Source organism: Streptomyces sp. NPDC059740, from assembly GCF_042733155.1.
Classification (GTDB): domain Bacteria; phylum Actinomycetota; class Actinomycetes; order Streptomycetales; family Streptomycetaceae; genus Streptomyces.
Genome location: NZ_JBHWGP010000028.1, coordinates 76,823 through 91,751, shown reverse-complemented (window position 1 = coordinate 91,751; position 14,929 = coordinate 76,823). Strand labels below are relative to the sequence as shown.

The following is a 14,929-nucleotide window of genomic DNA, read 5'->3' as shown; positions in this document are numbered from 1 at the left end:
ACGAGCGCTCTCGGTAGGGGATACTGTCTGTGCGGCTCGGCTAATTGAAGACGCGCGAGTTCTTCGTCTGCTCCGGCCCGGCGATCGGCCTGCCCGGCGCACGAAAGCCGGCAGGTCCCCGGCCACCGGTGCGCCGATTGACCTCAAGTCCGGTTCAGGTCCTAGGTTTCCCGTGTCGCCGGGCGTCCGGCCGACGCCGAGGTACGGACCGTTCCGGAGGAACACCATGAGCATGGAGACCACCGCCTGGCACTCGCTGCGCGGGGCGATGACGGCGCAGCAGGCCCGCCGCCCCGTCTCGGCCGCCACCCTCAGGCGCATCGCCGCCTTCGCCCGGCCGCACCGCCGCAAGCTGGTCTGGTTCCTGACGCTGAGCACGCTGTCCGCCGCGCTGGCGGTCGCCACGCCCCTGCTGGCCGGGAAGGTCGTCGACGCCATCGTCGGCGGCGGACCGGCCACCGTGGTCGTCGGACTCTCCGGGCTCATCGCCGCCATCGCGGTCGCCGAGGCCGCCGGCGGGCTCGTCTCCCGCCGGCTCTCGGCCGGCATCGGTGAAGGCCTCATCTACGACCTGCGCACCGCCGTCTACGACCACGTGCAGCGGCTGCCCGTCGCCTTCTTCACCCGTACCCGCACCGGCGCCCTCGTCAGCAGGCTCAACAACGACGTGATCGGAGCCCAGCGGGCCTTCAGCGACACCCTCTCCGGCGTCGTCGGCAACCTGGTGACGCTGCTCCTGACCCTCGCCGCCATGGTGAGCCTGTCCTGGCAGGTGACCCTGGTGGCGCTGCTGATCCTCCCGCTGTTCGTCCTGCCCGCCCGGCGGGTGGGGCGGCGCCTGGCGGACCTGCGGCGCGAGGGCGCGGACCACAACGCCGCGATGGGGACGCAGATGACCGAGCGGTTCTCCGCGCCGGGCGCCACCCTCGTCAAGCTGATGGGCCGCCCCGCACGGGAGTCGGCCGAGTTCGCCACCAGGGCGCGGCGCGTGCGGGACATCGGCGTGCGCTCGGCGATGGTGCAGACGTACTTCGTCACCGCCCTCACCCTCGTCTCCGCGCTGGCCCTCGCCGTCGTCTACGGCCTGGGCGGCTACCTGGCGCTGCGGGGCCGGATGGAGGCCGGGTCGGTCGTCTCCCTCGCGCTGCTGCTCACCCGCCTCTACGCCCCGCTGACCGCCCTCTCCGGCGCCCACATCGAGGTGATGAGCGCCCTGGTGAGCTTCGAGCGGGTCTTCGAGGTGCTCGACCTGGAGCCGCTCATCACGGACCGGCCCGACGCGCGCGAGGTGCCCGAGGGCGGGGTGTCCGTGGAGTTCGACGACGTCCGCTTCGGCTACCCCGCCGCCGACAAGGTCTCCCTGGCCTCGCTGGAGGAGGTCGCGGTCCTCGACGCCCGGGGCGGGGAAGAGGTGCTCCACGGCATCTCCTTCCGCGCCGAGCCCGGGGAACTGGTGGCCCTGGTCGGCTCCTCCGGGGCCGGAAAGTCGACGATCGCCCAGCTCCTGCCCCGGCTCTACGACGTCGACTCGGGAGCGGTGCGGATCGCCGGGGTGGACGTCCGCGACCTCAGCGCCGCCTCGTTGCGCGAGACCCTCGGCATGGTCACCCAGGACGGCCACCTCTTCCACGACTCCCTCCGTGCCAACCTCACGCTGGCCCGACCCGAGGCCACCGAGGAGGAACTCTGGGACGCACTGGGCCGGGCCCGGCTGGCGGAGCTGGTCGCCGAACTCCCGGACGGCCTGGACACGGTCGTGGGGGAGCGGGGCTACCGGCTCTCCGGCGGCGAGCGCCAGCGCCTCACCATCGCCCGGCTGCTCCTGGCCCGGCCCCGCGTGGTGATCCTGGACGAGGCCACGGCACACCTGGACAACACCTCCGAGGCAGCCGTGCAGGAGGCGCTGGCCGCGGCCCTGCGGGGCCGTACCGCACTGGTCATCGCCCACCGGCTCTCCACGATCCGGGCCGCCGACCGCATCCTGGTCGTGGAGGACGGCGCCGTCGTCGAACAGGGCACCCACGAGACGCTGCTGGCCGCCGACGGACGGTACGCGGAACTCCACCGCACCCAGTTCGCCGACGCACCACCGCAGTCGCCGGCGGCCGGCCCGCCCGCCGCACAGCCCGCCCTCGCGGCGGCCCCCCCCCCGCGGGGGTGGGGGGGGGGCCCCCCGCCCCCCCCCCGCAACCCGGGCCTCACCCCGCGGTGCGGGGGATGCTCCGGCGCCAGGACCTGCGGAAGACCTCCTCGTCACCGTCGTGGCACACCACCTCGTCCCGGACGTGGAAGGCGTCCCGGTCCGCGGTGATCTCCGACCGGGTGCGGACCCGCGCGTCCCAGCCGAGGTCGGCCCGCCGCAACCGCACCGACCAGTCCGAGCGGGTCCGGGCGCTGGTCGCCTCGTCACTGCGCACGGTGTAGACCTCCCGCGCCTCCTCGGTGAACTCCAGGCCGTCGGGGTAGTGGCGGGTGCCGCCGTAGCGCGGGTCCACCTCCAGGCGCCACTCGCCCGCCGCCACGTCCCTGACCACCCGGCGCTCCGGCCCCGGCTCCTGCGACCCGGGGTGGGTGACGCCCAGCGGCGGGCTCTGCTCGGGTTCCTCGAAGGCGATGCCCCCGTCGTCCGGGCCCGGTGTACGCACCGGCAGGACGACGCTGGAGGCTCCCGGGTCCACCGTCCAGCCCCCGCCGTCCGGGTGCGGCCAGACCCACGGCCAGTACGCGGAGGACAGCGCGACGCGCACCCGGTGGCCCGGCGGGAAGGTGTGTCCGATGCCGTTGAGCTGGAACTCGACGTCCTCGGTGGCACCCGGCTCCCACTCGACCACCCGGTCCCGGCCCTGCCGCGCCACCAGGTTGAGCACCCCACGGGTCACCAGGGTGGACGAGCCGTCCGGCGCCACGTCGCACAGCCGTGCCACGACCTGACCGCGCGGCACCTCACTGGTCAGCCGCAGGCGCACCGCCGGGCGCCCCAGGATCTCCAGCCGCTCACCGAGTTCGGGCAGGTCGAAGCAGACGGAACGGCCGTCCTCCTCCCGCTGGTCCGGCGGCAGGTCCGCCTGGTTCCCGAACGGGAAGAACCGGCCGGCGTCCACCCCGGTGTGCTGCGGCGAGGCCACCGGCCGGGGAGCCGTCCCGGGCAGCGTCCAGGTGGTCGGGGTGACGTTCGGGGAGGGCCAGGAGCGGTCACCGACCCAGCGGCCCGGAAGCTGGTCGTAGCAGGTCGCCGGGGGATGCGACTCGCTGATCCAGCTCCGCAGCAGCGGGTCCTGCGTCACGCCGCGGTCCTCGTCCTTGAGCCAGTGGTCCCACCAGCGCAGCGTCTCCTGGAGGAAGCCGATGGCGGGGCCGGGCGGCAGGCCACGGTCGGGGTACTGGTGCGACCACGGGCCGATGATGCCGCGCACCGGGGTGCCGGCCGCGTCGAGGTGCTCGGCCAGCCGCAGCACCGTGTCCCGGTACGGGTCGTGCCAGCCGCCGACCGCCAGGACGGGCGCCCGGACGGCCGAGTAGTCCTCGCACACACTGCCGTGCCGCCAGTAGGCGTCACGGCTCTGGTGGGAGAGCCAGGTGTGGATGTACGGCTCGACCGCCGCCAGCCGCGTCAGCCACCGCTCGCGCCAGTCGGACCCGACGAACGCGGGGTCCGGCGGCCGGCAGGTGAACGCCAGCATGGTGGCGGCCCAGGCGTGCATGTCGACGGCCAGCACCGAACCTCCGGTGTAGTGGACGTCGTTGTCGTACCGGTCGTCGGCCGAGCACACCGTCACCACCGCCCGGAGGGCCTGAGGCGCCCGGGCGGCCAGTTGCAGCGCGTTGAACCCGCCCCAGGAGATGCCGAACATCCCGACCCTCCCGGTGCACCACGGCTGCGCCGCCAGCCACTCGACGACGGCCACCCCGTCGCGCAGCTCGGTCTCGGAGTACTCGTCGGTCGGCAGCCCCTCCGAGTTGCCGTGGCCGCGCACGTCGACCCGGACGGAGGCGTACCCGTGGCCCGCGTACCAGGGGTGCCGCTGGGCGTCGCGCGGCGCAGTCCAGTCGCTGAGCCGGTAGGGCAGGTACTCCAGGAGCGCGGGGACGGGCTCGGTGGTGCGCGGACGCCACACCCGGGCGAACAGCCGGGTGCCGTCGGGCAGCGGGATCCAGACGTCCTCGGCGAAGGTCGGGTGCGGCAGGTCGGTGCGGATGTGCATGGGTGTTCCGTTGCTTTTCGGGGGTGGTGAGGGAAGAGGAGGGGCCGGCGGGTCAGTGGACGGGGTGCATGCGCCTGCGCAGCCAGGGGCCCGCGGCCACCACGGCGAGACCCGCGACGACGGCCGCGGCCCCGTTGAGCCCGAAGTAGAGCCGGTCGGGAATGACGCCGAAGTACCGCACGACCTGCGCCTGGATGCCGTTGGCAGCGGCCATGGAGAGGAACCAGAGGGCCATGGTCTGCGAGGAGAAAGCGGCCGGGGCGAGCTTGGTGGTGGCCGACATGCCGGTGGTCTCCAGCAGGATGTCGCCCAGACCGAGCAGCAGGAAGGACACCAGCAGCCACCACGCCGCCATCTGCCAGTCACCCGAGCGGTCCCAGGTCGCCGGCACCAGCACCAGGAAGGACAACCCGCCCAGCACCGTCCCGTAGGCGATCTTGCGGGAGGCGTGCGGCTGCCGCGTCCCCAGCCGCTGCCAGAGGGCGGCGACCACCGGGGCCAGCACCACCTCGCCGACACCCAGCACGGAGTTGTACCAGGTGGAGGGGAAGTGCAGCCCGAAGATCTCCGTGCGGGCGTGCTGCGCCGCCAGCAGCGTGATGGTCGAGTACGACTGGAAGAGGACGACGTTGAAGACACAGGACGCCGCGAACAGCACCACGTACGGTCGCAACCGGCCGCGCTCCTGCGGCGTGGTGCGGGGGCTCTTGAACATGACGGCGAAGTAGGCGACCGGTGCCGCGACCGCCACCACGGTGAGCGCGTCCACGAAGCGCTCCGTCGTCAGCACACCGGTTGCCGAGAGCGCCGCGAGGACCACCGCGAGCAGCACCAGACCGCCGCCGAGCAGCCGGACGGTGCGCCGCGCCGCGGGCGAGGGCAGTGCCCGCGCGGCCTTGCGGTGCCCCGGCAGATGGCGTCGGCCCAGCACGTACTGGACCAGACCCAGCGTCATGCCGACGGCCGCCGCGGAGAAACCCCAGTGCCAGCCCTCGCGCTGACCCAGCCAGCCGGCCACCAGCGGGCCGAGGAAGGCCCCGATGTTGATGGCCGTGTAGTAGAGCGCGAAGCCGGCGTCGCGCCGCTGGTCCGCGGTGGTGTACAGCCCGCCCACCAGGGTCGAGGCGTTGGGCTTCAGCAGACCGGTGCCGGCGATGATCAACCCGAGGCCGAGCCAGGTGGACGCGGAGAAGGGGGCGGCCATGGCGTAGTGGCCGCAGGCGATGAGCACGCCGCCCCACAGCACCGCCCGGTACGCGCCCGTCACCCGGTCCGCCAGCCAACCGCCCGCGACGGAGACCAGGTACACCAGGGTCCCGTAGGCGGCGGTGACCGAGGCCGCCGTCGCCGGAGCCATCGCGAGCCCGCCGTGGGCCACGGTGTCCGCGAAGTACAGGACGAGGATCGCCTGCATGCCGAGGAAGGAGAACCGCTCCCACACCTCCAGGCCCGACAGCGGCAGCAGGCCGCGCGGGTGCCCGAGGAACTCGCCGCGGGCGGGCGATCCGCCGGGGGAGGGCGTGGAGCCCCGCTCCGGGTGAGCGGGATCAGGCGTGGTGACGGCTCGTGACACGGCGGGACTCCGAAGCTCTTCCGAAAGGTAGCCCGCTGCTCCCCCCGGACCCCCGCCACAAACCTGTCTGTGCAGGTGACAAGGGTCATAGTGCCGTGCGTCGGCAGGTGGGGAGTGCGCCGGAGCGGCGGTACCCGCACACCCCACTCAGCGGCAGAAGCACGACCTACCGCGCGGCGGCACCGGCCGCGAGGGCGGTGTCCGCCGCTCAGCTCTCGGAGCTTCCCCGGCCGTTCGCACCGCCGGGGTCGTCGGCGTCCGGCCGGGTGCGGCCGGCGATGTCGATGAACTGCACGTCCAGCTCGTCGGCGATGCCCCGGAGGCTGTCGGCCAGGGCCCGCACGGTGACGGGCTCCAGGCTCACCTGCGTGCCGTCCTCGACGTCCAGGACCGGAACCCCCTCCCGGGCCCCCGCCCGCCAGACCTCTGCGACCGACCGGAGCAGGGCGGTTACCTGCTCCGCGGGCACCGAGAGGCGCCCGTCCGGCCCCACCTCCACCTGCGGCGCGGCAAGCGAGGGACCCTCGTCGTCGTGGTTCATCGGCTGCTCGCTTCCCGCTCCGGATGCTCGGTGCGCCCGCCCTCGGCCCGAGGGTCGCGTCGCGCTGCACCTTTCTACCGCTACGGACTCCCGGCGTCCTCGGGCGGGGAGGGGCACTGCAGGGCGAGCAGGGCCTGGTCGTCGTGGGCGCGGCCGGCGCTGTGGCGGCTCACGTCGTGCACCAGCGCGTCCAGCAGCTCGGCGGGCCCGGGCGGGCCGCCGTGCCGGCGCAGATGGCGGCCGGCGAGGTGGGGCAGCCGCTCCAGGGGCTGGTAGAAGCTGCCTGCGGGGTCCCGGGCCTCGGTGAGACCGTCCGTGACGAAGAGGAGCATCGCAGCCGGCGGCAGGGCGAAGGTGTCCACCGGGGCCGGCCAGGTGCCCAGTGAGGTCAGCCCCAGCGGAGGCGCCTCCGAACTCGGTTCCAGCGCCACCGTGTGCCCGTCGCGGTGGTGCAGCAGCGGTGGGGGATGGCCCTGGTTGATGACGCGTACGTGTGACAGGTCGCGGTCGAACTCCGCGATGACCGCGGTGGTGAACCCCTCGGTCTGGTCCAGTCCGCGGCGGCGGGCGCCCTCGGCGCGCAGCGCGGCCTCCATGGCCTCCACCAGCTGCGGCAGGTCGGGGGCGTGGTCGGCGGCGTACCGGAAGGCGCCCAGGTTCATGCTGACCGCCGCGACCGCCCCCAGCCCCTTGCCGCGCACGTCACCGATGAGCACCCGCAGGCCGAACGGTGTGTCCTGGACCAGGTACAGGTCGCCGCCGATCAGCGCCTCACGGTCGGCGGGCACGTACCAGGCGGCGATGCGCAGGCCCCCGAGACGCTCGGGCGGGTCGGGCAGGACGGCGCGCTGTGCCACCTCGGCGGTACGCCAGGCCCGGTGTGCCAGGGAGTGCTGTCGGTGCAGGGAGTGGTTGAGCCACAGGGACAGCCCGGTGACGGCTGCGATGCTGGTCTGGCTGGCGGCGCCGTGCTCCCAGCCGAAGGTGTGGTCCAGGGCGGCCAGGCCCGCGTGCGCGCCCATCGCCACCACCCCCACGAGGAGGATGCCGACCGGCCCGGTCAGGGAGGCCGCGACGACCGGGGCCGCGATGAGCAGCGGCGCGGAGGTCACCGCCGTGGGGGTGACCACATCGGCCACGACCGCCACCACGATCACCGCCCAGGGCACCCAGGCCCTGCCCATTCGCCGCTTGAAATCCCTCACTGCGCCCAGCATGGTGCAATCGGCCCGCCGTGCCCCCCTGCGACACCGCCGCGGAGGGTGACACCCCTCGGACGCGGGCCGAACACGCGTACCGCTCCGGCGGTGGTCCCGTACCGGTGGCCGCGGGCGACGGTTGCGCCCGTCCGGGGCGCAGTGGCCCCGCGAGAAGGGTGGTGTGGGAGGTGGACCGGTGGGCATACGGGTCACCGGACATCCCAACCAGACGCGGAGGTGTGGCGGAAAATGGTGTACGGCATTTCGCAGGAGCTGCCGGCAGCGGACGTCAGAACGCTCCCCCGGCTGCGCGCGGAGGCTGAACGCCTGGCGACGCGGGGACGCGACGTGGAGATCGTCTACCACCCCGGGCACGACACGTACCGCATCGTCGAGAGCCGTCGGCAGCCCGTCCCGGCCCCCGCCTGAACCCGCCGCGCCGGGGGGCACGCGTCCGGCCCGGGCCGGACGCTGCCGTCACCTTCCCGTCCGCCGCGCGGCGCAGGGACTGACGAGACCGCCTAGCGCACGCCCGCAGCATCGAGGACGCGTTCGGCCACGCGCACCGAGTCGACCAGCGGGTGCAGGGCCAGGGCGCGGACCGCGGCGCTGCGGGAGCCGTCCGCAGCGGCCTCGATGGTCGAACGCTCCACGGCCTTGAGGGCCAGCATCAGCCCGAGTTGGTCCGGGGCGACCGCTCCGGTGGAGAGCGGGCGGGCGCCCCCGGCGTCCACCAGGCACGGCACCTCGACCACCGCCTCGGCGTCCAGTGCGGGCACCGCGGTGCGGTTGGGGACGTTGAGGATGAGGGTGGTGCGCTCGTTGCGGGCGATGGCACGCATCAGCGCGAGCGCCACCCGGTCGTAGCCGCCGCCCTCCAGGTCGCAGGCGTCGCGCTGCCAACCGCCGGTGGCCTCCCGGCTCTCGGCCATGTAGGTCTCCTCGCGCTCCAGGCGGGTGCGCTCCCAGGCCGCGTACGCCCCCGCGGGGTCGTCCGCCGGCACCTGCGCGTAGAAGCGGTCCTGCTGGGCGTGGAGGAACTCCCCCCGGGTGCGTGCCGCGTCGCGCACCGCGGCCACCGCCTCCCGGTGGAAGTAGTAGTAGTGCAGGTACTCGTTGGGCAGCGCGCCCAGGGTCTGCAGCCAGGGGGCGCCGAAGAGCCTGCCCTCCTCGAAGGACTCCAGCCGCTCGGAGTCGGCCAGCAGGCCCGGCAGCAGGTCGTGGCCGTCGACTACCACCCGGCGCAGCCAGCCCAGGTGGTTGAGGCCCACGTAGTCGTAGTCCGCCCGGTCCGGGTCCACCGCCAGTGCGCGGGCGGCGCGCCGGCACAGCCCCACCGGCGAGTCGCAGATGCCGATCACCCGGTCGCCGAACCCGCGGTCGCGCAGGACGCGGCTCATGGCCTCGGTGACCATTCCGGCGGGGTTGGTGAAGTTGATGACCCAGGCGTGCGGGGCCACGGCGGCGATCCGCTCGGCGATGTGGACGGCCACCGGGAGGGTGCGCAGCCCGTAGAGGACGCCGCCCGCCCCGACCGTCTCCTGGCCGAGCAGGCCCTCGGCCAGTGGGACGCGCTCGTCGCGGGTGCGTCCGGCCGGCCCGCCCACGCGGATGGCCGAGAAGACGAAGTCCGTGCCGCGCAGTGCCTCGTCCAGGTCGGTGGTGGTCCGCACCGTGGGGGCGGGGCCGGGGTGGTGCGCGGCCTGGTGGGCGAGGACGACGCGGATCGCGTCCAGCCGCTGCCGGTCGGTGTCGTGGAGGACGAGTTCGCTCACCCGCCCCGCGGGGTCGCCCCTGTCGTCGAGCAACGCCCGGTGCACCAGCGGGACGCGGAACCCGCCGCCACCCAGCACGGTCAACCTCATTACCGGACCACCTCCATGACCCCTCGCCAAGGCCGCGCGGGACCCGCCGGCTGCGGTCACCCCCGCCGGTGCGCGGCGGTCGCGCACCGGCGGGACCGGACACAGCGCCTCGGCGAGGGGACTCGTGGTTCCGGCCACGGGCACCACACGTCGTGATCGCCAACCTACCGCCCGGTGGCGGCCGGCCGCGAGCACGGCCGCGAAGGACCGTCTGCCGGCCGTCCGGCCGTGCCGCCCGTGCCGGCGGCCGGCCGACCCGACGACAGGCGTACTCCGGTGCGGTGCCCGTCGCCTCGCACCGCAGGTGTCCGGGCGAGGGGGTGGCCCTGCTCGGAAGGGGGTGCGGGGCTCTGCCGGGCGACCGGCCTCCGCGCGGGCGCCGCCGAGGACGGAGGTGCCTTTGGTCCAGACCTTGACATGGACACGGGCCGGTTCTACTTTCCCACACGTTCAGGAAGAGAGTCGCCGTTCATGTCCGTGAACACGGGCGTCGGGTGCATCTCTTCGCGCGGAACACCTCAGTGACGGGATGGCAGACCATGCCCCTGCGTACGCTCTTCACCGCTCTGGCCGCCGCGAGCGCCCTCGCCGCCGCCCCGGCGACCACCGCCCTGGCCGCCCCCCGGGGCGACACCCCCAACGCCTCGGCGCCGAGCACCGGCCGGGCTTCCGGGACCGGCCCGGTCACCATCGCCGCCGACCCCGGCAAGGCCCCCGGCGGCAACTTCGACCTCTCGGTCTGGGAGCTCCAGGAGCCCGTCGGCTCGCCGGGCTCGCCGACCACCGTCTCGTCCTCGCGGCTCCAGGGCGCCGACGGCTTCCAGGACTCGTACTTCTACACCGACACCCGCGACGGCGCGATGACCTTCTGGGCACCCGAGAAAGGTGTCACCACGCCGAACTCGAACTACGCCCGCTCCGAACTGCGCGAGATGAACCGGGACGGCTCGGCGGCGAACTGGTCACTGAGCGGTAGCCACCGGCTGAGCGCCACCCTGCGCGTGGTGTCGGTGACCTCCAACGTCTGCGTCGGACAGATCCACCTGGGCACCGGCGGGTCGTCGACCAAGCCGCTGGTGGAGCTGTACTACCACGCGGACGGCGACATCGTCGTGGGCACCGAGAACTCGCCCTCCGGCGGGCAGACCACCCACACCGTCGGCCACGTCTCGATCGGCAAGACCTGGTCGTACACCATCGCCGTCTCGGGCGGCGACACGATCGACCTCACGGTCAACGGCAGCACCACCCACTACGCCATCCCCTCCGCCTTCAACGCCTACAAGCAGTACTTCAAGGCCGGTTCCTACAACCAGTCCTCCTCGGACAGCACGACGAAGGGAGCCCGCGTCGGCTTCTACGGGCTCACCGTCTCGCACAGCTGACGGGCGGCGCGGCGGCCGGGGCACCGCCATCGCGAAGCGGCCCCGTCCGACGGAAGGTCACCGTCGGACGGGGCCGGTCCTCGCCCTCGGGGGCGGCGCCGGTCAGGCCAGCAACTCGACCTCGGCGACGGTGCTCCCGCCACCGTCCGGCACCAGCCGGTAGTGCCGGTAGGTGCCCGGGTGGGCCACGCTGAACACCCGCGTCTGGCGGTCCCAGGTGAACGACTCACCCGAGCGGTGGTCCAGGTCGCGCCAGGCCTTGCCGTCCTGGGAACCCTGCAGGGTCCAACCGCTCGGAGCCTTGGCCCGGTCGGCGGAGGTCAGGGTGTACTGAACGGCCTTGGTCGCCGCCTTCAGCGGCAGTTCGGCGTCGGTGAGGGTGCCGCTCGTGGCCGAGGTGTCGTCGGTCAGCGGACCGCTGCCGCCCAGTGCGTCCGAGCGCGGCGTCGGAGCCTTGTCCCCCTGGGTGAGGGAGGTGGGCCCGGCGTTCTTCCCGGTGCCCCAGGACGACGGCTTCGACCCCATGGCGAACTCGACGGTGCCGCCGCGGGAGACCAGCGAGGCCGGCAGCGAGGTCTTGTCCCACTTCTTGCCGTCGACCCGGACGCCCTGCACGTAGATGTTGCGCGAGCTGTTCTTCGGCGCCTTGACGACCAGGTCCTTGCCGCTCGAAAGGTGCAGCGTCGCCTTGGTGAACAGCGGCGAGCCGATGGCGTACTCGTCGCCGCCCATCACCAGCGGGTAGAACCCCAGCGCGGAGAAGAGGTACCAGGCCGACTGCTCGCCGTTGTCCTCGTCGCCGTGGTAGCCCTGCCCGATGGAACTGCCCTGGTAGAGCCGGGAGAGGACCTCGCGGACCTTCTCCTGCGTCTTCCACGGCTGACCGGCCGCGTCGTACATGTAGGCGACGTGGTGGGCGACCTGGTTGCTGTGGCCGTACTGGCCCATGCGCACGTCCCGCGCCTCGGTCATCTCGTGGATGACTCCGCCGTAGGAGCCGGTGAACGGGGCGGAGGCGGTCTCCGGCGTGGCGAAGTAGGTGTCGAGCTTCTTCGCCAGGCCCGCCCGGCCGCCGTACAGGTCGGCCAGACCGCGGCTGTCCTGCGGGGCGGTGAACGCGTAGCCCCAGCCGTCGGTCTCGGTGTAGTCGTAGCCCCACACCCGCGGGTCGTACTGGTCCGCCGGCAGGCGCCAGTCACCCTTGGCGTTCCTGCCCTGGAAGAACCCGACGTTCTTGTCGAAGAGCTCGACGTAGTCCTGGGCGCGGTTGAGGAAGTACTCCGACTCCTCCTTGTAGTGCTTCTCGCCCGTCTTCTTGTACAGCGCCTGCCCCATGCGGCCGATGCCGAAGTCGTTGACGTAGCCCTCCATGGCCCACGACATGCCCTCACCGGTGTCGGTGCTGGTGTAGCCGGTGAACGGCGAGGTCTCCATGCCCTTGCGGCCCACACCCGAGGACGGCGGTACGACGGTCGCGTTCTTCAGCGCCGCCTGGTAGGCCGCCTCGGCGTCGAAGTGCACGCCCTTGGTGTAGGCGTCGGCGAACGCCACGTCGGAGGAGGTGCCCGTCATCAGGTCCGCGTAGCCCGGCGAGGACCAGCGGGAGATCCAGCCGCCGTCCTTGTACTGCTGCACGAAGCCGTCGACGAGTTCACCGGCCTTCTCGGGCGTGAGCAGCGAGTAGGCCGGCCAGGTGGTGCGGTAGGTGTCCCAGAAGCCGTTGTTGACGTACACCTTGCCGTCGACGATCTTCGCGCCGGTGTGCGTCGGGGTGTCCTGCCCCGGCATGGCCGAGAACGGGCTGGCGTACTGGTACTTGGGCTTGCTCGCGGTGCCGGTGTTCTCGAAACCGCTGTTGGGATAGAGGTAGAGCCGGTAGAGGCTGGAGTAGAGCGTGGTGAGCTGGTCCGGGCTCGCCCCCTGGACCTCCACGACGTGCATGAGGTCGTCCCACTGCCGCTGCGCCCGGTGCCGCACGGTGGTGTAGGAGGTGCCCGCGGGTATCTCCCGGTCCAGGTTGGCCTTCGCCTGGTCCACGCTGATGAGCGAGGTCGCCAGCCGCAGGGTGACGGTGCGGTCCTTGCCCGCGTCGAACTTCAGGTAGCCCTTGACGCCCGAGGAGTCGCCGGCCTCGGTGGGCGCGTCGAAGGTCCCGTACACGAACAGCCGCGTGGCGCCCGTGGACAGGCCGCTCTTGACGTCGGAGTACCCCGTGATCGTGGAGTGCTCCTTGTCGAGCGTCAGGCCGCCCTGCTCGGAGACGTTGTCGAAGATCACCGAGGCGTCGTCGCCCGGGTAGCTGAACCGCATCATCGCGGCGTGGTCGGTCGGGGCGATCTGCGTGCGCAGCCCGTTGTCGAAGGTGACCTGGTACTCGTAGGGCCGGGCGGTCTCGTTCTCGTGCCTGAAGGGCAGGGCGCGGTCGGTGCGCCCCGTCGCCGGGGTGCCCTTGGCCGCGGACGGCATCACCTGGAAGGTCTGCCGGTCGCCCATCCACGGGCTCGGCTCATGGCTCGCCGCGAACGCCTGCAGGGTGGGCTCGTTGTCGGCGTTGTTGGACCGGGCGTAGTCGTACAGCCAGCTCGTGGAACCGGCGTTGGTCACCGGCGTCCAGAAGTTGAATCCGTGCGGCACGGCGGTCGCCGGGATGTTGTTGCCCCGCGAGAAGTCGCCGCTGGAGTTGGTGCCGCGAGTGGTGACCGCGTAGTCCGACAGGTGCGCCTTCGGAGCCTGCGGCCGGTGCACGGCCAGCGCCACGTCGTCGACCCAGCCGCGGAACTTGGCCGGCCCCTTCGGCGCGTCGTAGGCCACCAGTATCCGGTCGACGGTCTTGCCCGCCGCCACGTCGCCTATCCGCGAGGTCCGGTCGTTCCACTGGTTCACGTACAGCGACTTGGAGGCGCCCTGGCCCTGCGGACTGAGGCGGAAGCCGTTCTGGTCGATCGCGTCCAGGTCGCTCAGGTAGGTGCCGTCGGTGAAGGCGAGGTCGACGGAGACGTAGGTGGCCGGGTAGTTCAGGTCGGTCTCCGGCATGGACGGGAAGATCCGGTAGTCCAGCTCGGTGTCCCGGCCGACGGCCACGTTGACGTCGAAGACCTTGTTGTACGCGTAGCCGTGGCCCTCGGCGCTGTGCGTACCGGCGTACCGCAGGGCGTTGCGACCGGTGAAGCCGGCGCCGGACTTGGCGGTGGGGGAGCCGGTGGGGCCGTGGTCGACCAGCGTCTGCATGTCCTTCGGGCCCGGCGGGTCCGTGGTGCCCGTGGAGAGCTGGGCGTCGGCCAGCTGGAGGGCGTCGCTCGCGCCGTTGTTGGCGGTGAACTCGATGCGGTAGTGGGCGTAGGCCTCGGGGGCGCCGGCCAGGTCGTAGGTCTTGGTCTGGTGCCGGTCGGTGAAGGCCTGGTCCTCGCGGGTGTCCAGGGACTTCCAGTCCTTGCCGTCCGTCGAGCCCTCCAGCGTCCACGCCTTGGGGTCGCGTTCGTCGTGGTCGTTGGCCGAGGTGAACGCGTAGCGGGATATCTTCGTGGCCGCGTCCAGGTCGAACTCGACCCAGGCCGTGGGCGTGAAGGCCAGCCACTTGGTGGCCGAGGAGCCGTCGACGAGGTTGGCCGCGCCCTCACCCGCCCCGTCGTTCTGGTTGCTGGCCCGCACGTCGGTGACGTGGTCGTTGAGGTTTCCGGGGATGCCGGAACCGTAGGAGCCGTCCACCCCGGAACGCCGGGGCTTCCCGGCGGCGTCGGTCTCGGCGGTGCTCTGCCAGTCGGGCGCGGGCTGGCCGTCCTCGAAGGAGGACCGGAAGCTGGTGGCCGCGTGGTGGGAGGCGCCCGGTACCGCCGTGGCCTGTTGGACCGTGCCGACGAGCAGGACCACAGCCGTCCCGAGGACGACTGCTGGGAAACCTCTTGCGTGTCTGTGCCGAACTCTGCGCTGCATTCCCCGGGACTCCTCGGGTTCCTCGCGATGGACAACGTTGTCAACAGCGGGACCCAGTACGTCTCAAATCTGGTGGGGTGTCAAGGGGTTGGGACGGGCGAACCGGCAGCCGCCGCAGGGGCGGGCGACGGGCGAACCGGCAGCCGCCGCAGGGGCGGGCGACCGGCGGGCCGGGTGGCGCGCCGCCGCCTTCCGCCGTGGGGTGCGCTGCGGGTCGCTCCGGGCGCCCCCGTC

At 72.8% G+C, this 14,929-nt stretch carries 9 protein-coding genes; 3 read left to right on the top strand and 6 right to left on the bottom strand.

Annotated features, from left to right (window positions below; genetic code table 11):
* Positions 1-226 precede the first annotated feature (226 nt).
* Positions 227-2,311, top strand: coding sequence for an ABC transporter ATP-binding protein (locus tag ACFV3R_RS26045; RefSeq protein WP_385587902.1), 2,085 nt, complete (start codon positions 227-229; stop codon positions 2,309-2,311).
* Here ACFV3R_RS26045 and ACFV3R_RS26040 read toward each other — a convergent pair.
* The 4 genes from ACFV3R_RS26040 to ACFV3R_RS26025 form a co-directional block, all read right to left on the bottom strand.
* On the bottom strand, positions 2,199-4,202 hold the full coding sequence (locus ACFV3R_RS26040; RefSeq protein WP_385587899.1) for a CocE/NonD family hydrolase: 2,004 nt from the start codon (positions 4,200-4,202) through the stop codon (positions 2,199-2,201). The genes ACFV3R_RS26045 and ACFV3R_RS26040 overlap by 113 nt on opposite strands.
* A 52-nt stretch (positions 4,203-4,254) precedes the next feature.
* Complete coding sequence (locus ACFV3R_RS26035; RefSeq protein WP_385587896.1) at positions 4,255-5,775, bottom strand: peptide MFS transporter; 1,521 nt, start codon at positions 5,773-5,775, stop codon at positions 4,255-4,257.
* 208 nt (positions 5,776-5,983) lie between these two features.
* A complete protein-coding gene (locus ACFV3R_RS26030; RefSeq protein ID WP_385587892.1) occupies positions 5,984-6,316 on the bottom strand; it encodes a hypothetical protein in 333 nt (110 codons plus the stop codon).
* 80 nt (positions 6,317-6,396) lie between these two features.
* The gene (locus tag ACFV3R_RS26025; RefSeq protein WP_385587888.1) at positions 6,397-7,521 is read right to left on the bottom strand and encodes a PP2C family protein-serine/threonine phosphatase; all 1,125 of its coding nucleotides are present in this window, start codon (positions 7,519-7,521) and stop codon (positions 6,397-6,399) included.
* 243 nt (positions 7,522-7,764) lie between these two features.
* Here ACFV3R_RS26025 and ACFV3R_RS26020 point away from each other — a divergent pair, with 243 nt between their 5' ends.
* Positions 7,765-7,944, top strand: coding sequence for a hypothetical protein (locus tag ACFV3R_RS26020; RefSeq protein ID WP_385587885.1), 180 nt, complete (start codon positions 7,765-7,767; stop codon positions 7,942-7,944).
* Positions 7,945-8,036: 92 nt separating this feature from the next.
* On the opposite strand, the gene ACFV3R_RS26015 is transcribed toward ACFV3R_RS26020, so the two are convergent.
* Positions 8,037-9,380, bottom strand: a complete 1,344-nt coding sequence (locus tag ACFV3R_RS26015; RefSeq protein WP_385587882.1) for a 6-phospho-beta-glucosidase — start codon at positions 9,378-9,380, stop codon at positions 8,037-8,039.
* 539 nt (positions 9,381-9,919) lie between these two features.
* Here ACFV3R_RS26015 and ACFV3R_RS26010 point away from each other — a divergent pair.
* Positions 9,920-10,765, top strand: a complete 846-nt coding sequence (locus ACFV3R_RS26010; protein WP_385587879.1) for a polysaccharide lyase family 7 protein — start codon at positions 9,920-9,922, stop codon at positions 10,763-10,765.
* Positions 10,766-10,867: 102 nt separating this feature from the next.
* Here the strand turns inward: ACFV3R_RS26010 and ACFV3R_RS26005 are convergent, their stop codons facing one another.
* Positions 10,868-14,695: a GH92 family glycosyl hydrolase gene (locus ACFV3R_RS26005; RefSeq protein ID WP_385587876.1), complete on the bottom strand. Its 3,828-nt coding sequence runs from the start codon at positions 14,693-14,695 to the stop codon at positions 10,868-10,870.
* Positions 14,696-14,929 lie beyond the last annotated feature (234 nt).

Excerpts from the sequence above, each read along its gene's own strand:
- ACFV3R_RS26045 (WP_385587902.1), top strand. The coding sequence starts at position 227 with ATGAGCATGGAGACCACCGCCTGGCACTCGCTGCGCGGGGCGATGACG.
- ACFV3R_RS26040 (WP_385587899.1), bottom strand. The coding sequence starts at position 4,202 with ATGCACATCCGCACCGACCTGCCGCACCCGACCTTCGCCGAGGACGTC.
- ACFV3R_RS26030 (WP_385587892.1), bottom strand. The coding sequence starts at position 6,316 with ATGAACCACGACGACGAGGGTCCCTCGCTTGCCGCGCCGCAGGTGGAG.
- ACFV3R_RS26020 (WP_385587885.1), top strand. The coding sequence starts at position 7,765 with ATGGTGTACGGCATTTCGCAGGAGCTGCCGGCAGCGGACGTCAGAACG.
- ACFV3R_RS26015 (WP_385587882.1), bottom strand. The coding sequence starts at position 9,380 with ATGAGGTTGACCGTGCTGGGTGGCGGCGGGTTCCGCGTCCCGCTGGTG.
- ACFV3R_RS26010 (WP_385587879.1), top strand. The coding sequence starts at position 9,920 with ATGCCCCTGCGTACGCTCTTCACCGCTCTGGCCGCCGCGAGCGCCCTC.
- ACFV3R_RS26005 (WP_385587876.1), bottom strand. The coding sequence starts at position 14,695 with ATGCAGCGCAGAGTTCGGCACAGACACGCAAGAGGTTTCCCAGCAGTC.